At 63.9% G+C, this 18,752-nt stretch carries 13 protein-coding genes; 9 read left to right on the forward strand and 4 right to left on the reverse strand.

The features are described from left to right. Positions 1-152: 152 nt before the first annotated feature. Positions 153-1,613 (forward strand): sigma-54 interaction domain-containing protein, encoded by a 1,461-nt coding sequence (locus tag NCCP691_RS11225; RefSeq protein WP_220808365.1) that lies wholly within the window; start codon positions 153-155, stop codon positions 1,611-1,613. A gap of 54 nt (positions 1,614-1,667) precedes the next feature. Here the strand turns inward: NCCP691_RS11225 and NCCP691_RS11230 are convergent, their stop codons facing one another. Beyond that, positions 1,668-2,681: a LysR family transcriptional regulator gene (locus tag NCCP691_RS11230; RefSeq protein WP_220808366.1), complete on the reverse strand. Its 1,014-nt coding sequence runs from the start codon at positions 2,679-2,681 to the stop codon at positions 1,668-1,670. Between the two features lie 796 nt (positions 2,682-3,477). On the opposite strand from NCCP691_RS11230, the gene NCCP691_RS11235 reads away from it, so the two are divergent. The 3 genes from NCCP691_RS11235 to NCCP691_RS11245 all read left to right on the forward strand — a co-directional run bounded on the left by NCCP691_RS11235 (position 3,478) and on the right by NCCP691_RS11245 (position 6,623). Next, the gene (locus tag NCCP691_RS11235) at positions 3,478-4,395 is read left to right on the forward strand and encodes a LysR family transcriptional regulator (protein WP_220808367.1); all 918 of its coding nucleotides are present in this window, start codon (positions 3,478-3,480) and stop codon (positions 4,393-4,395) included. A gap of 68 nt (positions 4,396-4,463) precedes the next feature. Further along, positions 4,464-5,234: a class II glutamine amidotransferase gene (locus NCCP691_RS11240; protein ID WP_220808368.1), complete on the forward strand. Its 771-nt coding sequence runs from the start codon at positions 4,464-4,466 to the stop codon at positions 5,232-5,234. A 114-nt stretch (positions 5,235-5,348) separates the two neighbouring features. Continuing rightward, positions 5,349-6,623: an EAL and HDOD domain-containing protein gene (locus tag NCCP691_RS11245; RefSeq protein ID WP_220808369.1), complete on the forward strand. Its 1,275-nt coding sequence runs from the start codon at positions 5,349-5,351 to the stop codon at positions 6,621-6,623. A 19-nt stretch (positions 6,624-6,642) separates the two neighbouring features. Here the strand turns inward: NCCP691_RS11245 and metH are convergent, their stop codons facing one another. The 3 genes from metH to def form a co-directional block, all read right to left on the reverse strand. After that, entirely contained in the window at positions 6,643-10,386 is a 3,744-nt protein-coding gene (gene metH, locus NCCP691_RS11250; protein ID WP_220808370.1) for a methionine synthase, read from the reverse strand. Positions 10,387-10,575: 189 nt separating this feature from the next. Next, positions 10,576-11,526 (reverse strand): methionyl-tRNA formyltransferase, encoded by a 951-nt coding sequence (gene fmt, locus NCCP691_RS11255; RefSeq protein WP_220808371.1) that lies wholly within the window; start codon positions 11,524-11,526, stop codon positions 10,576-10,578. Between the two features lie 53 nt (positions 11,527-11,579). Continuing rightward, entirely contained in the window at positions 11,580-12,116 is a 537-nt protein-coding gene (def, locus tag NCCP691_RS11260) for a peptide deformylase (protein ID WP_220808372.1), read from the reverse strand. Positions 12,117-12,307: 191 nt separating this feature from the next. On the opposite strand from def, the gene NCCP691_RS11265 reads away from it, so the two are divergent. From NCCP691_RS11265 to NCCP691_RS11285, 5 genes are all read left to right on the forward strand, one after another. Then, positions 12,308-13,402, forward strand: a complete 1,095-nt coding sequence (locus NCCP691_RS11265) for a LysM peptidoglycan-binding domain-containing protein (protein WP_220808373.1) — start codon at positions 12,308-12,310, stop codon at positions 13,400-13,402. 24 nt (positions 13,403-13,426) lie between these two features. Next, positions 13,427-14,524, forward strand: coding sequence for a DNA-processing protein DprA (gene dprA / locus NCCP691_RS11270; RefSeq protein WP_309295119.1), 1,098 nt, complete (start codon positions 13,427-13,429; stop codon positions 14,522-14,524). 205 nt (positions 14,525-14,729) lie between these two features. Further along, entirely contained in the window at positions 14,730-15,206 is a 477-nt protein-coding gene (locus NCCP691_RS11275; protein WP_220808375.1) for a Smg family protein, read from the forward strand. Between the two features lie 217 nt (positions 15,207-15,423). Continuing rightward, on the forward strand, positions 15,424-18,051 hold the full coding sequence (locus tag NCCP691_RS11280; RefSeq protein ID WP_220808376.1) for a DNA topoisomerase III: 2,628 nt from the start codon (positions 15,424-15,426) through the stop codon (positions 18,049-18,051). A 190-nt stretch (positions 18,052-18,241) separates the two neighbouring features. Beyond that, entirely contained in the window at positions 18,242-18,448 is a 207-nt protein-coding gene (locus NCCP691_RS11285) for a glycine zipper 2TM domain-containing protein (RefSeq protein WP_220808377.1), read from the forward strand. The last annotated feature ends 304 nt before the right edge of the window (positions 18,449-18,752 follow it).

Here is an 18,752-nt window from a genome sequence, read left to right on the forward strand (position 1 = left end):
CACGTGATCGCCGCGCGCCGGGACAGGACGAGACCTCAATTCCCGACGGGGCACACGCAGATCGCATGAATGGTTGCGGCAGTTTTCCTTCATTGCCGCATCTTCGATCTGCATGCTGCCGCGAGTTCGGCCGGCGTCGACACGATAAGGTAATGTCCATGCTGTATGTCTCCGATTCCGCACCGACCACTCAACCCGTCCTGGTTCTGCGCCGCGCCACGCAAAGCTCGCAGCCATGCCAGTACGTCGAGACACTGAAGGAACATGGTCTCAATCTGATCGAATGCTTTACCGAGGAGGCCGCGCTGGAGGCTACGCGCAGCGGCTGTCGCGTGGGCCTGCTGATCGTCACGCAGGAATCCGATCTCGCCTTCCTCGACGATTGCGAGAAATTCGTCAGCAACAATCACGTCTCCTGGGTCGGCCTGGTCGCACAGGACCTGGTCGCCTTGCCGCGCATGCGCGAATTCATCGGCGAGCATCTGTTCAACTTCATCACCATCCCCGCCGACCTCGACCATATCGTACTGACGCTGCGTCATGCGTGGGGCATGTCCTTCATGCGCGATGTGCGCCAGAACCCGCAACTGTCGCAGCCTGCCTCGACCGAGGCTGCCGCCGATTTCGTCATGGTCGGCAAGACACCGCAGATGCAGCAGTTGTTCGGCCAGCTTGCGAAGGTGGCACGCACCGACGCCTCGGTGCTCATCACGGGACCGTCGGGTACCGGCAAGGAACTGGCCGCGCTGTCGATCCACCGGCAGTCGGCGCGCCGCAACGCGCCCTTCGTCGCGGTCAATTGCGGCGCCATCGCACCCCAGCTGTTTCAGTCGGAACTGTTCGGCTACGAGAAGGGTGCCTTCACCGGTGCCGTGCAACGCAAGATCGGGCGCATCGAAGCCGCGCAGGGTGGCACCCTGTTCCTCGACGAGATCGGCGACATGCCGTTCGACATGCAGGTGAACCTGCTCCGCTTCCTGCAGGAGAAGACCATCGAGCGCGTGGGCGGCACGGACACCATAGAAATCGACGTCAGGGTGATTGCGGCGACTCACATCGACCTCGCCGACGCCGTGCGCCATGGCCGCTTCCGCGAGGACCTCTACTACCGGATCAATGTGGTGTGCATCAATATGCCGCCGCTTGCCGACCGCGGGCAGGACATCGAGGATATCGCCAAGTATTACTTCAGCAAATTCGCCAGCGCGCATAACCGCAGCCTGCGCGGCTTCTCCAAGGCGGCAATGAACGCGATGCTCAGCCACCCCTGGCCGGGGAACGTGCGCGAACTCGTCAATCGGGTGCAGCGCGCGACCGTGATGGCCGAAGGGCGATTCATCCAGCCCGAGGATCTCGGCCTCGACCGCAATGCCGATCATTCCCAGCTGATGTCGCTCGAGGATGCCCGTGCGGCGGCCGAGCGGACCATGATCCGGCGGGCCCTGTCCCAGTCGCGCAACCAGATCTCGCGCGCCGCATCGCTGCTTGGCGTGTCGCGCGTCACGCTCTACCGCCTGATAGAAAAGTACAACATCCGCCCGGACATGATGGCGGCTGGCCGCCCGCCCTTCGCCAACACCACCGCCCCGCACGATCTGGAAGTACACAAGTAACTCCCCCGACTTCTGCTCCGGGTCGCGCATGCGACCCGGTTGTTCCTGTCCATGTCACCCAGGCGCCCTGACGAGTGCAGGGGCTTCCCGCGCCTCGGCATGGGGCGAGAGGCTGCGCAGTACTTCGGCCAGTTTGCACGCAGCGGGCGTGGCCGCCCAGGGCCGCCCGTGAACGAGATAGAGATTGCCCTTGTGCGGACGCGTGTCGCCGAGCGGCAGGCGCACCAGCAATCCCTTGTCGAGCCACCGGCGCGCCCTGTGCTCGGGAAGCCAGGCGTAGCCGAGACCCTCGGTCACTGCCTCGACCACCGTATCCACGCTGCTCATCATCCAGCGCCGCAACTGCTTCGGGCTGCCGCTGACCGAACGCTCGCGGTCGCCGCTCTGGCCGATGCCGATCTGCACGTGTTCGGCAAGGTCGGCCGCGGTGACGTCGCGGCCGAGCTGCATCAGCGGATGCGAGGGGTGGACGACCGGTATGTACTCGATCTCCACCAGCGGCTCACCCAGGAATCCGAGGGGAACGCGCTCGCTGATGGCGAGATCGACCGTCAGGTCGCGCAGCACGTCTTCGGTATGCAGTGTGGCCACCTCGCTCAGGCGTACATGGGTCGCTCCCCGGCCGAGACGAGAAAAACGGCTGAGCGCCTGCACCAGCAGTTGCGGCGGGAAGTTGTGATCGACGATCAGCCGGACTTCACCGCCCCATCCCTGCCCCAGGTTCTTGGCAAAGGTCTCCAGTTCTATCGCTTCCTTGAGCACGTGGCGGGACCGGTCGAGCAGCGCGCGCCCTTCGGGCGTCAACACCGCCTTGCGGCCTTCGATCCGCAACAGCGGCGTGCCCAACTGGTCCTGAAGCTTGGCTACGGTATAGCTGATGGTCGACTGGCTCAGGTGCAGGCACTTGGCGGCCTCGGCGAAGCCGCCGCAGTCGATCACGGCGTGGAAGATGCGCCACTGCTTCAGGCTGACATACATGTTGTGGATATCGTAGGGGCGCGAGCGGTATGTGGCGCGCACTGCGTCGAATCGTGACTTGTCGATTAGCTGTTTTCCCGGTTGCTTCATGGTTTCCTCAGAAGTTGATCCACGTTGCTCCTTCCCGGCCGCCCGGCGACCTGTCGGTGCCGCCATGCAAAATGCAGCGCGGGTTTGGCGGGGCACGCCTAAGCAAGTCCCAAGCCCAAGACCTAAGCGACTGATTCTGCGGACAATTCCTGGGAAAACGCGAAAAAGCTGTCGAAAGATGTAACAGCTTTCACCGCGCCCGGCGGCCTCCCGCGCCAGGTTGATGCCTGCGGCCAAGGTCCTCGTGGTCGGCACCGCCGGTTTCCGGAGTTCGAAAGGATCACGGTCAAGCTTCCGCGCGGATGATTTACAAACGAGGACGGACCAGGAAATACTTCCGCGAGCACAAAAAAGCCGGCCCATAAAAAAACCCGCCACGCCTGCTGACGCAGACAATGGCGGGAACCGGAGAGTGTAGAGGTCATTCTTCAGAAGAAGACGGAACTCCATACGACCTCGACGAATTCTCTTTAGCAAGGCGTATGCCACTCCGCGTTGGCGCTCACTTTGCGCCGAGCGCGCTCCGCATCTGGGTTCTTAAGCCATGTCAATTGTCCGGATGTGTATCGCGCGCCATCCGCTCATATCGGCAGGAGGGCTCCCTAAGCGCAGGGCCGGGCAAAGGAAGCGTTGAAAACTATGGTGCCCGGCGCTATCCGGCGCGCCGGAAGGGCTCGTCCGCCGGTGTAAATCGACGATCGGGAGCGGCAGGATCATTCGGCAACGCTGCTGCATACGCAATGCATGCCGAACAAACCCGTAGAATATTCCGCCAATAGAAATAACAGGGTCAGGCATGGACAGGCTTCAATCAATGCGGACGTTTGCCAAGGTGGTCGAGCAAGGCAGCTTTGCCGGCGCGGCCAAAGCGCTGGAAATGTCGAACGCCGTCGTGACACGGCTGGTGGCGGATCTCGAGGAGCACCTCGGCACCCGCTTGCTCAACCGCACCACGCGGCGACTGTCGCTGACGGAATCCGGCCATGCCTATCTCGAGCGCGTCGTGCAGATCCTTCAGGAAATCGACGATGCCGAGGCAATTGCCTCGGCCCAGTCGACCAGGCCGTCGGGATTGCTGCGCATCTATTCGCATCACGGCTTCGGTCTGCAACAGCTGCCGCGGCTGTTGCCCGCCTATGCGGAGCGCCATCCCGACGTCACCCTCGACGTCACGGTGTCCGACCGCACGGTGGACCTGGTGGAAGACAGGATCGACATCGGCATCTTCATCGACATCCAGAAGTTCGACGCCAGCATGATCGCGCGGCAGCTCGGCGTATCCCAGTTACTGCTGTGCGCCTCGCCCGACTACGTGCGCCGCAAGGGCGCGCCCGAGACGCTGGAGGACATTTCGCGCCATGCCTGTCTCAATTTCTCCTATGAGCAACTCCGGCACACCTGGCCGGTGCGGGACAGCGATGGCACCGTGGTCAACGTGCCCATCCACAGCAAGCTCATTTCCAACAACGGCGACCTGCTGCGGCATTGTGCGATCGCCGGCATGGGCATCGTGATCCGGCCGTCTTTCACCGCCGAGGAAGACCTGGCGGCGGGCCGCCTGGTGCGGCTGCTGCCCGGCCAGAACCTCGGCCAGGTGAGCGTGGTGATGGTCTATCCGAGCAGGCGACTGCTGTCGGCCAAGGTCCGCAGCTTCGTCGACTTCATCACCGCGCAGTTTCCCCGGCCGGAAATCGATCCCTGGCTGGCGTCGTAAGCCGGGGAACCTCCGGCGTTGCCCGTGGTATGTTCTGATATCGCTCCATCATCCTTTTCGCTTCCGGTATGTGCCAGCTCCTCGGTATGAACTGCAACGTCCCCACGGACATCGTCTTCAGCTTTACAGGCTTCTCGACCCGGGGCGGACAGACCGATACCCATCATGACGGCTGGGGGATCGCCTTCTTCGAGGGGGCGGGTGTGCGTCACTTCGTCGATCACGAAGCCGCCGTCTCGTCGCCGGTCGCGGATCTGATCAAGCGCTGGCCGATCAAGTCGAAGAACGTGATCGCCCACATTCGCAAGGCGACCCAGGGCCGGGTCGCCCTCGAAAACTGCCATCCCTTCGTGCGGGAGCTGTGGGGCCGCTACTGGGTCTTTGCCCACAATGGCGACCTGAAGGACTTCTTCCCGCAGCTGGAGGGACCGTTCCGTCCCGTAGGCAGCACGGACAGCGAACGCGCTTTCTGCTACCTGCTGCAGGAACTGGGGCGGCGCTTCGGCTCCACCCAGCCGGGACTGCCCGCGCTGCGCGACGCACTGCGCGAGCTTTCGAATCACATTGCGGGCTTCGGCACCTTCAACATGATGCTGTCGGACGGGTCCGCCTTGTTCGTGCATTGCTCCACCAGCCTGTACTACATCGTGCGGCAGCATCCGTTCGCGACCGCCAAACTTGCCGACGAAGACCTGAGCGTCGATTTCTCGGAGGTGACGACGCCGAAGGACCGGGTGGCCGTGATCGTCACCGCACCGCTCACCTGCAACGAACACTGGACACCCTTCGCGCAGGGGGAATTGCAGGTTTTCGTGGACGGCGCGCCGCTGCCCGCCTGAGGGCGCCCGCCGCACCGCCGCAGGAAAAATTTACCACGGGGCAATTTTTGCGCTAGAGTGTTATCGGGAGAGACATGGCATCGGGCGGCCTTTCGTCCATGCCCAGAGGATTCGATGACTGCTCATACAGCTGGCGGAACCGCTTCGGGAATACCCTTGCGCGTGCGGGAATTCTTTCTCGCGCGCCAGCCTATTCTCGATCGCTCGCAGACACTCGTCGCGTATGAGCTGCTGTTCAGGAATGCGCCCGCGGGACCGGCAAGCTTCGCCAGCGACCTGTGCGCGACCGCCGCGGTCATCGCGCATGCCTCCCAGCTCGGACTCGAGAAAGTCGTCGGCCAGGCGATCGGCTACCTGAACGCCGACGCCGATGTGCTGATGAGCGACATCTTCCAGTTCCTGCCGCGGGAAAAAATGGTGCTCGAGATCGTCGAATCCACCCGGGCCACGCCGGAAATCCTCGATCGCATCAGGGGCTTGCGGCAGGAAGGCTTCCGCTTCGCCCTCGATGACGTGATCTCGGATTCGGAAGACGTCCGGCTGTTTCTTCCCCACGTGGACATCGTCAAGCTCGACCTGCGCGACCTGCCCCCGCCCGCGCTGCCCGGCCTGAGCGCGCAGTTCAGGCAGGCCGGCAAGAAGCTCCTGGCGGAGAAGGTCGAGACGCGCGAACAGTACGAACTCTGCCTCGGGCTCGGCTTCGATTTCTTCCAGGGCTACTATTTCGCGCGGCCGGTCATCCTGAGCGGCAAGAAGCTGTCGCCGTCGCAGCTGGCGATCATGAATCTCATGTCGCTGATCGGCCGGGACGCCGACAACGGCGAGGTGGAGGCCGCCATCAAGAACGATGTCGCGCTCTGCTTCAACCTGCTGCGCCTGGTGAACACGCCCGCCGTGGGCGCGCGGCGCCGCATCGAATCGATCGCGCAGGCCCTGCTCATGCTCGGGCGCAGCCAGCTGCAGCGCTGGCTGCAGATCATGCTGTACGCCGAACCGTGCAAGCAGGGCCACGGCATGACGCCCCTTCTCGCGCTGGCGGCGACGCGCGGCAAGCTGCTGGAGCTGATCGCGGCCAAGGAAGCGGACCGCGGCAGCGCCGACATCGCCTTCACCGTCGGCATCATGTCGCTGATGGATACGCTGTTCGGCATGCCGATGCCGGAGCTGCTCGAGCAGGTGTGCGTGGTGGACGCGGTCAGCGACGCACTGCTGCACCGCCGCGGCCGTTTCGGCGAAATGCTCAAGCTGGTGGAAGGGCTGGAGCGGGTCGAGGAAGCGGGCGATGCGCTGGACGAGATGATCGTCCGCTTCCGCCTGTCGGGCGACGATCTGAACGAGCTGCAGCTGTGCGCGTTCGAATGGAGCGAACTGGTGACGCGGCACGCGTGAGCGCGCCGCGCTTTTCCGGCTAGAGATTGGGCGCGAGCCAGCGCTCCAGCTGTTCCCTGTCGACACCGCGCCGCGCGGCCATGTCCGCGACCTGGTCTTCGCCGATCTTGCCGACCACGAAATACTTCGCGTCCGGATGGGCGAGGTAGAAGCCGGATACCGAGGCACCGGGGAACATCGCAAACGATTCGGTGACCTGCATGCCGATCTCTTCGCATTGCAGCGCGCGGAACATCTCCGCCTTGACGGTGTGCTCCGGGCAGGCCGGATAGCCGGGCGCCGGCCGGATGCCGCTGTAGGCTTCGCGGATCAGTTCGTCGTTGCTCAACTGCTCGTTCGCCGCATAGCCCCACAAATCCTTGCGCACCCGCTCGTGCAGATGCTCGGCGAAAGCCTCGGCGAGACGGTCGGCGAGCGATTTGAGCATGATGCTGCTGTAGTCGTCGTGCGCGTCCTCGAAACGCTTTTCATGCTTTTCGATGCCGATGCCGGCGGTGACCGCGAACACGCCGATGTAATCGGCAATGCCCGAGGACTTGGGCGCGATGAAGTCGGCGAGGCACTGATTGGGGCGTGCGACGCCGTCGATCACGGGCTTGGCCGTCTGCTGGCGCAGGCCGTACCAGGTGAAGGCCACTTCGCTGCGCGTCTCGTCGGTATAGATCTCGATATCGTCGTCGTTGACGGAATTGGCCGGCAGCAGCGCGACCGCGCCGTTGGCGGTCAGCCAGCGCCCCTCGACCAGCTTCTTGAGCATCGCGCGGCCTTCTTCGTAGACCTTGCGCGCCTGCTCGCCGACGACTTCATCGTCGAGGATGGCCGGGAAGGGGCCGGCGAGGTCCCAGGTCTGGAAGAACGGGCCCCAGTCGACATATTCGGCCAGCGCCGCGAGATCGTAGTTGCGGAACACGCGGCGGCCGATGAACTTCGGCCTCACCGGCGCAAAATCCAGCCGCGTCTTGTTGGCGCGCGCCTCGGCGAGGGTCACCAGCGGCGTCGTCTTCTTGTTCGCATGCTGGTCCCGGATGCGCTCGTAATCGTTGCCGATGTCGGCGATGTACTGCTCACGCTGTTCCGGCGTCAGCAGCGCCTGCGCCACCGACACCGACCGCGAGGCGTCGGGCACATAGACCACCGGCCCTTCATAGTTGGGCGCGATCTTGACCGCGGTGTGGGCGCGGCTGGTGGTGGCGCCGCCGATCAGCAGCGGAATCTTGAGCATGCGGAAATGCGGGTCGCGCTGCATTTCCTTCGCCACATGGGCCATCTCTTCCAGCGAGGGCGTGATCAGGCCGGACAGTCCGATGATGTCGGCGTTCTCCGCCTTGGCCTTGGCCAGGATCTCGGAGCACGGCACCATCACCCCCATGTTCACGACTTCGAAGTTATTGCACTGCAGGACCACGGACACGATGTTCTTGCCGATGTCGTGCACGTCGCCCTTGACGGTGGCGATGACGATCTTGCCCTTGGCCTTGGCGGCGATGCCGGTGCGCTCTTCCTCGAGGCGCTTCTCTTCCTCGATGAAGGGGATCAGGTGGGCGACTGCCTGCTTCATCACGCGCGCCGACTTGACCACCTGGGGCAGGAACATCTTGCCCTGGCCGAAGAGGTCGCCGACGATGTTCATGCCGTCCATCAGCGGACCTTCGATCACGTTGATCGGGCGGCCGCCTGCGTTGAGCGTCTTGACCCGCATCTCTTCGGTGTCTTCGACGATCCATTGCGTGATGCCGTGCACCAGCGCGTGCGCGAGGCGCTTTTCGACCGGCTCGGCGCGCCATTCGAGATTCTGTTCTTCCTTCTTGCCGCCGGCCTTGAGGGTGGCGGCGAATTCGATCATCCGTTCGGTGGCGTCGGGACGGCGGTTGAGCACCACGTCTTCCACGCGCTCGCGCAGCTCGGGCGCGAGTTCGTCGTAGACGCCGACCATGCCGGCATTGACGATGCCCATGGTGAGGCCGGCCCTGATCGCGTGATACAGGAAGACGGTGTGGATGGCTTCGCGCGCCGGGTCGTTGCCGCGGAACGAGAAGCTGACGTTGGAGACGCCGCCGCTGATCTTGGCGTGCGGCAGGTTTTCCTTGATCCAGCGCGTGGCGTTGATGAAGTCGACCGCGTAGTTGTTGTGCTCCTCGATGCCGGTGGCGATGGCGAAGATGTTGGGATCGAAGATGATGTCTTCCGGCGGGAATCCGACCTTGTCCACCAGCAGCCGGTAGGCCCTGGCGCAGATCTCGATCTTGCGTTCATAGGTGTCGGCCTGGCCGGTCTCGTCGAAGGCCATCACGATGACCGCGGCGCCGTAGCGGCGGCACAGCACGGCCTGGCGCAGGAACTCTTCCTCGCCCTCCTTCAGCGAAATCGAGTTGACGACCGACTTGCCCTGCACGCACTTGAGACCCGCCTCGATCACCGTCCACTTGGAGGAATCGATCATGATGGGCACGCGGGCGATGTCGGGCTCCGACGCGATCAGGTTGAGGAAGCGCGTCATCGCGGCGACCGAATCGAGCATCGCCTCGTCCATGTTGATGTCGATGACCTGCGCGCCGTTCTCGACCTGCTGGCGGGCGACCGACAATGCCTCGTCATACTGTTCGTTGAGGATCAGGCGCGCGAAGGCCTTGGAGCCGGTGACGTTGGTGCGCTCGCCGACGTTGACGAACAGCGACTCGTCGTCGACGATGAAGGGCTCGAGGCCGGCAAGCTTCATCCGGTGGTCCGCCTGCGGCGGCACGCGCGGCGCGATGCCGCGCAATGTCTCGGCAATGGCGCGGATGTGGTCGGGCGTGGTGCCGCAGCAGCCGCCGGCGATGTTGACGAAGCCGCTCTCGGCGAAATCCTTGAGCAGGGACGACGTCACGTCCGGCGTCTCGTCGAAGCCGGTATCGGCCATCGGATTGGGCAGGCCGGCGTTGGGGTAGATGCAGACAAAGGTATCGGCGATCCTGGACAGCTCTTCCGCGTACGGACGCATGACGGCGGCGCCGAGCGCGCAGTTGAGGCCGATGGTCAGCGGCTGCGCATGCCGCACCGAGTGCCAGAAAGCGGGCACGGTCTGGCCCGAGAGAATGCGGCCGGACGCGTCGGTCACGGTCCCCGAAATCATCAGCGGCAGGCGACGGCCGGATTCTTCGAACCAGGTATCGATCGCAAACAGCGCCGCCTTGCAGTTGAGCGTGTCGAAGATGGTCTCGACCAGCAGCAGATCGACGCCGCCTTCGGCCAGGCCGCGTACCTGCTCGTGATAGGCCGCCACGAGCTGATCGAAGCTGACGTTGCGCGCGCCCGGGTCGTTGACGTCGGGCGAGATAGATGCGGTCTTCGGCGTCGGGCCGAGCGCGCCGGCCACGAAGCGGGGCCGGTCGGGCGTCGAATATTTATCGCGGGCGGCGCAGGCGAGTTTCGCCGCCTGCACGTTCATCTCGTAGGCGAGATGGCCCATCTGATAGTCTTCCTGCGCGATGCTGGTGGCGCCGAAGGTATTGGTCTCGATGATGTCTGCGCCGGCGGCCAGGTATTTCTCGTGGATTTCCTGGATCACCTGCGGCTGCGTCAGCACGAGCAGGTCGTTGTTGCCCTTGACGAATATCTCCTTGCCGGGAACCGAGAAATCGGCGAAACGCGCGCCGCGGTAGTCCTCCTCGCTCAGCTTGTACTGCTGGATCATGGTGCCCATCGCACCGTCGAGAATCAGGATGCGTTGGGACAGCAGATCGCGCAGCAGCGCTTCGGTGGACGAAATGGCATCACGTTTCATTTTTCTCTCGCAAACAAAAAACCCGGCCAGCAAAGCGGACCGGGTTTGATCTCCGCTTTAGCTGCATTTGTTAGTGGGACTTCACCCTGGCGCCCGCAAGCTGGTTTTGACTTTGGCAATCAAATCGGCGCAGAAAAATTATACGTGAGATCAATGGCTTGGGTAAGCCATGCGGATGGCCCGCGCGGCTCACGCGAAACGCTCGCCCTCCAGGCGGAAGCCCTTGAGGAATTCCGCCGCCGGCAAGCGCTTGCCGCCCGGCTTTTGCAGCTCGCGCACGTGCAGCAGGCCGGAACCGGTGGCGACCACCACGCCGTCCTGGCCGTTGGCCGCGACCACGCGCCCTGGCTCGCCGCCATCGCCGGGCACGACGTCGGCCCGCCAGAACTTGACCGGCGTCCCGTTGCAGACCCCGTAGGCGCCCGGGAAGGGATTGAAGGCGCGGATCCGGCGGCCCAGCGTGGCGGCATCGAGGCTGAAATCGAGCGCGGCTTCTTCCTTGCCGATCTTGGCCGCATAGGTCACGCCGGCCTCGGGCTGGGGCTCGGCCCGCAGGCCGCCCTGTTCCAGCTTGCGCAGCGCCTCCACGATCAGCCGCCCGCCCAGCGTCGCCAGCCGGTCGTGCAGGCTGGCCGTGGTATCGGCGGGCAGGATGGGCAGGCTCTCGGCCAGCAGCATCGGCCCCGTGTCCAGGCCCTCTTCCATCTGCATGATGGTCACGCCGGTCTCGGCATCGCCGGCTTCGATCGCGCGGTGGATCGGCGCCGCGCCGCGCCAGCGCGGCAGCAGCGACGCATGGATGTTGATGCAGCCGAGCGGCGGAATCCCGAGCACGCTGCGCGGCAGGATCAGGCCGTAGGCCGCCACCACCATCACGTCATGCGGCGTGGCGCGCAGCAGCGCATGCGCTTCCTCCGCCACCTGCGGATGCTTGCCGTCGAGTCTGAGCGACACCGGCTGGGCAACGGGTATGCCATGGGCGAGCGCATACTGCTTGACCGGCGAAGCCTGCAACTGCATGCCGCGTCCCGCCGGACGATCGGGCTGGGTCAGCACCAGCGGGATGTCGAATCCGCTGTCACGCAGGGCGGCCAGCGCCACCGCGGCGAATTCCGGCGTACCGGCGAAGATCACTTTCATGTTCTGGGATCGGCGCGTGCGCCGGATAAGGGATGAGGGAGCGGCTGATGCGCCTAGCGCACCGCGGCCGCCTTCTTCTTGTCGCGGCTGTTTTCCCGCTCTTCTTTCAGCAGCTTGGTCTTGATCCGGTTGCGCTTGAGCGGCGACAGGTACTCGACGAAGACCTTGCCCCGGAGGTGGTCCATCTCGTGCTGGATGCACACCGCCAGCAGGCCGTCGCAGTCGAGCTCGAAGGGCTTCCCTTCCACGTCGAGCGCGCGCACCCGCACCTGCTTCGGCCGCTCGACGCCGTCATAGATGCCGGGTACCGACAGGCAGCCTTCTTCATAGACCTGCTTTTCATCGCTGGCCCACACGATTTCCGGATTGATGAAGACCGTCAGCTGGTCGTGCGTGTCCGAGACATCGATCACGATCAGCTGTTCATGCACGTCGACCTGGGTCGCGGCCAGGCCGACGCCCGGCGCCGCATACATGGTCTCGGCCATGTCGGCGGCCAGCTTCTTCAAACGGTCGTCGAACACGGTGACCGGCTTGGCGACCTTGTGCAGGCGCGGATCGGGGTAACGCAGAATATTCAGTAGGGACATACGGCTTTTGCGCAACAGGGACGACGGACAGATGGGTCGCTTCTATTGCTAGTTCAAGGATTTATGTGCAGAATTTGATTCACTTTGACAAGTGTTGCCGGGCAACTGTTTGCATGAATACAACATGCAGTGGTACGAACAAGCGCTTGTTCGCGCCGCAGGGGAGCAGGCGGCATTCACCGGACAGATCTATGAAAAAGTTTAGCACAGCCGCCCTTCTTCTCGTTCTCGCTGGCGCCGCTTCGGCGCAGGCGACGAGCGCGGATGCCACCAGCAACCGCTGTGCATTCCTGCCGAACGCCCCCGATCAGCACAAGGTCGTGCGCGGCGACACCCTGTGGGATATTTCAGGCAAGTTTCTCCAGCATGCCTGGTGCTGGCCGCAGGTCTGGGGCCTGAACCGGGAGGAAATCCGCAATCCCCATCTGATCTACCCCGGCCAGATCGTCTATTTCGACCGTGCCGCCGGACGGCTGCGGCTGGGCACGCCGACGGCCGGCAACGGCGGGGCCGCCCAGGTGGTACGCCTGAGCCCGCAGGTACGCACCGAAGGCCTGGGGAAGGATGCCGTTCCCTCCATCCCGTCGAACGCGATCGAGCCCTTCCTGTCGCAGCCGCTGATCGTGACCGAGGATGAACTGAAGACCGCGCCGCGCATCATGGCGACCGAAAACAATCGCGTCATACTCGGCAAGAACGACAAGGCATTCGTGCGCGGCGACCTGCAGTCCGGGACCTCGTTCCAGGTTTTCCGTCCCGCGACGCCCATCCGCGACCCGGGCGGCAAGGACATCATCGGCCACGAGGCCGCCTATCTCGGCACCATCAAGCTCGAACGCGCGGCGACATCCCCCGACGAAGCGCATGTCTTCAGGGTCGTCAGCGTCAAGCAGGAAATGGGCATCGGCGACCGCCTGCTGCCGGTGCCGCCCACGCCGATCCTGAACTACGTGCCCCATGCGCCGGAGCGCGAGGTCGATGCCCGTATCGCCTCGGTCTACGGCGGCGTCTCGCAGGCGGGACAGAATCAGATCGTAACCATCAATCGCGGCACCGCCGACGGCGTCGACCTCGGCACCGTGCTCGACCTGTATCGCTTCGGCGCGACCGTTGCCGATCCGACGGAAAAGACCGGTTTCTTCTCGGGCAAGAAGATGGTCAAGCTGCCGGACTCGAAGTACGGATCGCTGTTCATCTTCCGCGCCTTCGCCAAGATCTCCTACGGTCTGGTGATGCAGGTGACCGACAGCGTGCAGATCGGCGACATTGCCAAGTCGCCGCAGTAAGCGCCCGCGATGCCGGATCGCGGCTTGGATGATGAACTCGCAGGCTGGATCAGGCTGCAGCTGACGCCCGGCGTCGGCCCTGTCTCCGGCCGGCGCCTGCTCTCCGCCTTCGGGCCTCCCTGCCAGATATTCCAGCGCGAACTTCCCTCCCTGCGCGCGCTCGTTCCGGAACAGACGGCGGTGGCGCTCGCCGCGCCGCCCGACGGGGAAATGCGCAAACGCATTGAGACGTCGCTCGAATGGGCGACAAGGGAAGGCAACCGGATCATCACGCTGGCGGACCCCGAGTACCCGCCCTGCCTGCTCGAAATCCCCGATCCACCCCTGGTCCTGTATGCAAAGGGCAGGTCCGAACTGCTCGGACGGCCGGCGATCGCCGTGGTGGGCAGCCGCAACGCGACGACGCAGGGCATGATCAATGCCGAGCAATTCAGCGAAGCCTTGAGCGTGCAGGGTCTCGCCATCATCTCGGGGCTCGCGCTCGGCATCGATGCGGCCGCGCACCGGGGCGGGCTGCGCGGCAGCGGCTCGAGCATCGCCGTCACCGGCACCGGCCCGGACATCATTTACCCGGCGCGCAACCGTGCGCTGGCCCTCGAACTGGCGCAAAACGGCTGCGTGATCAGCGAATATCCACTCGGCACGCCCGCGCTGGCCGCGAACTTCCCGCGTCGCAATCGCATCATCTCCGGCCTTGCCCGGGGCGTGCTTGTCATCGAGGCCGCCGAGCGGTCGGGCTCGCTCATCACCGCCCGCACCGCTGCCGACCAGGGGCGCGACGTGTTCGCCATCCCGGGCTCCATTCACTCGCCCCTGTCCAAGGGTTGCCATTTGCTCATCAAGCAGGGGGCCAAGCTGGTCGAGGGTGCGCGGGACATCCTGGAAGAACTGGACTACGGGCCGCGGGCGCCGGCGCGCGAGCCGTCCGCGCCGGCTGAAGATGAGGCATCCGACGATGGATTGCTGGGCCGGATCGGACACGATCCGATCTGCGCGGACGAGCTTGCCGCGCGCGCCGGCCTGCCGGCCGGCGAGCTGCAGGCGCGATTGCTCGAACTGGAATTGCAGGGAATGATCGAGATGCTCCCCGGCGGAAGGGTGCGCCGCGTTGTAACACCCTAAAACCAAATGCGCTGACAGCCTGAAGGATTTTGGGATATGCTGTGGGCGCAGGACTGCAATAAATTTGTACTGTCCCCGGGCATGGCACCTCTTTTCTCGCGAATCAGAGTGTATTCATGCAAGAAAAGATGATCACGAGAGTGTCATTTATTCGCAACCTGGCCTGTCGCTCCCAGCGGCCGGTCCCAACGGTACAGTGAAAATCATGTTCGACGTTCTCGTCTATCTCTACGAAACCTATTATCGTCCCGAAGCCTGCCCGGATTCCGAGGCGCTGGTGAAGAAGCTCTCCGCCGTCGGTTTCGAAGCGGAAGAGATCTCCAAGGCGCTCGGCTGGCTGACCGATCTTGCGCAGGCGACCAACGAGTACTCGAGAAGCTATCCGCAGCAGACCGCGTTCTCGTTCGGGATGCGCTTCTATGCGCCGCAGGAAATGGACGTGCTCGGCACGGAGACCGTGGGATTTCTCCAGTTCCTGGAATCGGCGAAGGTGATCGACTCCCTGCAGCGCGAAATCATCATCGAGCGCGCGCTGGCCGCGGCCGACCCGCAGGTCTCGCTCGACAAGATCAAGGTCATCGTGCTGATGGTGCTCTGGAGCCAGGGCAAGGAACCCGACGCGCTGATTTTCGACGAACTCTTTTCGGATGAAGAAGACGCCGAGGCACGGCAACTGCACTGAGCCGCCGCCATTGTCCGTCTGTCAAGCCGCCGCACCGCCGGCGCTTTCCTCCTCGCTTGCGGTTTTCGCCGCAACCCGCTTATCATTGGCCGCTCTTCCCGGAAGGTTGTTATATTTGTAGGGCTTGCGCGTGAGCAAACCCGACGGGACGCCGCCGACCGGCCGTCCGAACACTTCACTGTGCGCGACCGCGCCGCGCCAACTTCGAGACCAGTTTATGACCAAGACCCTCATCATCGCAGAGAAGCCCTCTGTCGCGAACGATATCGCGAAGGCGCTCGGCGGCTTCACGAAGCACGATGAGTACTTTGAATCCAATGAGTACGTGCTGTCCTCCGCCGTGGGCCACCTGGTGGAAATCGCCGTGCCTGAAGAATATGACGTCAAGCGCGGCAAATGGACCTTCACCCATCTGCCGGTGATCCCGCCCCACTTCGCGCTCAATCCCATCGCCAAGACCGAGTCGCGGCTGAAAGTGCTGAACAAGCTCATCAAGCGCAAGGATGTCACCGCCCTCGTCAACGCATGCGACGCCGGACGCGAAGGCGAGCTGATCTTCCGTCTCATTGCCCAGTACGCCAAGGCCAAGCAACCGATCAAGCGCCTGTGGCTGCAATCGATGACGCCGGCCGCGATCCGCGAAGGCTTTGCGCGCCTGCGCGAGGACAAGGAAATGATGCCGCTGGCGGATGCGGCACGCTGCCGCAGCGAGGCGGACTGGCTGATCGGCATCAACGGCACCCGCGCGATGACCGCCTTCAACTCCAAGGACGGCGGTTTCTATCTGACCACCGTGGGCCGGGTGCAGACCCCGACGCTGTCGATCGTGGTCGAGCGCGAGGAGAAGATCAAGAATTTCGTGCCGCGCGACTACTGGGAAGTACGCGCCGAGTTCGTATGCGCGGCCGGCGTCTACGAAGGCCGCTGGCTCGACACCAAGTTCAGGAAGGACGAAACCGACCCGGAAAAGCGCGCCGAGCGCCTGTGGAGCAAGGCAGCCGCCGAATCCATCGTCGCCGCCTGCCGCGGCAAGCCCGGCAATGTGACCGAGGAAGCCAAGCCGGCGACCCAGCTGTCGCCGGCGCTGTTCGACCTGACCAGCCTGCAGCGCGAGGCCAACTCGCGCTTCGGCTTTTCGGCGAAGAACACCCTGGCGCTGGCACAGGCGCTGTATGAGAAGCACAAGGTCCTCACCTATCCGCGTACCGACTCGCGCCATCTGCCCGAGGATTATCTGGGCACCGTGAAGCAGACGCTGGAAGCGATCTCCGAAAACAATAACTACATGCAGTTCGCCAAGCAGATCCTGAAGAACAACTGGGTCAAGCCGAACAAGCGCATCTTCGACAACAGCAAGATCAGCGACCACTTCGCGATCATTCCGACCACCCAGGTGCCGAAGAACCTGTCGGAGCCCGAGCAGAAGCTGTACGACCTGGTCGCGCGGCGCTTCATGGCGGTGTTCTTCCCGGCGGCCGAGTACATGGTCACCACCCGCTACACGGAGGTCTCCGGACATCAGTTCAAGACCGAGGGCAAGGTCATGACCAACCCCGGCTGGCTGGCGATCTACGGTCGCGAAGCCGCCAACGACGACGACAAGGACAATGCGGGTACGCTGGTGCCCGTCGCCAGGGGCGAGCAGGTCAAGACCGACAAGGTCAACGCCAACGGCCTCGTTACCAAGCCGCCGGCGCGCTACACCGAAGCCACGCTGCTGTCGGCAATGGAGGGCGCGGGCAAGCTGGTGGATGACGAAGACCTGCGCGAGGCGATGGCGGGCAAGGGCCTCGGCACGCCTGCCACGCGCGCGGCAATCATCGAAGGCCTGCTCAACGAAAAATACCTGTTGCGCGAGGGGCGGGAACTGATCCCCACCGCCAAGGCCTTCCAGCTGATGACGCTGCTGCGCGGACTCGGCGTCGACGAACTCACCGCGCCGGAACTGACCGGCGAATGGGAATACAAGCTGGCGCAGATGGAGCGCGGCAAGATCAGCCGCGAGGAATTCATGCGCGAGATCGCGCAGATGACCCAGATCATCGTCAAGCGCGCCAAGGAGTACGACAAGGACACCATCCCCGGCGACTATGCGACGCTCAAGACGCCCTGCCCGAACTGCGGCGGCGTGGTGAAGGAAAACTATCGCCGCTTCGCCTGCACGAAGTGCGAATTCTCGATGAGCAAGACGCCGGGCGGCCGCCAGTTCGAGATCCCGGAGGTGGAGGAACTGCTGGCCAGGCGCGAAATCGGGCCGCTGCAGGGTTTCCGCTCGAAGATGGGGCGGCCGTTCGCCGCGATCCTTCGCATCAACCGCGACGAAGACATCAACAACTACAAGCTCGAATTCGACTTCGGCCAGAACCAGGACGAGGGCGAGGATGGCGAAGGGGTCGATTTCTCCAATCAGACCGCGCTCGGCCACTGCCCGAAATGCGGCAGCGGGGTATACGAGATGGGCCTGGCCTATGTGTGCGAGAAAGCGGTGGCCAAACCGAAGGCCTGCGATTTCCGTAGCGGGCGCATCATCCTGCAGCAGGAGATCGTGCCGGAGCAGATGGCCAAGCTGCTCAATGACGGGCGCACCGACCTGCTTCCCGGCTTTATCTCGCAGCGCACCAGGCGGCCTTTCAAGGCCTACCTGGTGAAGGACAAGAACGGCAAGGTCGGCTTCGAGTTCGAGGAACGCAAGGGCAAGGCGCCGGCGCGCGGCAAGAGCGAGCAGGACGAGCCCAAGGAGGAAGCGCCGAAGAAGACCGCGGCGGCGGCGGCCAAGCCCGCGGCAAAGAAAGTCGCCGCGAAAAAGCCGGCGGTGAAGAAAGCGGCGGCCAAGAAGGCTGCCTGACGTTCGCGGCCCTGCGCCGGCGTCGAAAGCAAACGGCCGCGGATGCCTTCCGCGGCTGTTTGTGTTTGTGCTGTTCCAAACCCTGTTTGAGGGGCAATAACCACTTGTGAACTCCCTCCGTGAAGGCAAGGTCGAACCCTTGTCTTGACAACATATCCACCTGCGTGGAATACCATTTCCGGAGGATCACATGAACACTCGTCTCGTTGCATCCGTCCTGAGCGCCGTCGCGCTCGCTTCTTCCCTGTCTGCCTGTGCAAGCCGCTCGACCGTCGGTACCGTCGGCGGTGCCGCGCTCGGCGGCGCGGCCGGTCATGCGGTATCCGGCGGCAGCACGCTCGGCACCGTGGGCGGCGCCGCTGTCGGCGGCGTCATCGGCAACAAGGTCTCCAAGTAATGCGGCATGGCTTCGCATCACGGCCCGTGACGCTTACGAATCGTTACGGGCCTGATGCATCTCACCCGCGGTCTGCGCTGACTGGCAGCACCGGAACTTTCGCATGTTGTTAGATTCTACACAGCCGCATGCATCACATCCGCGCCTGAGCAATTCAGGAATCGATTGACCTTTAAGGAGAATTCAAATGATCAAATGGACCGTTCCTCTCGTATGCGCACTCGTGCTGACGGCCTGCGGAACCTCGGGCACTAGCGGCAGCTCGGGCGCCTCGTCCTCAGGCGCAAGTTCGTCGACTCTGCCC

This window comes from Noviherbaspirillum aridicola (assembly GCF_019656455.1).
GTDB classification, from domain to species: Bacteria; Pseudomonadota; Gammaproteobacteria; order Burkholderiales; family Burkholderiaceae_D; genus Noviherbaspirillum; species Noviherbaspirillum aridicola.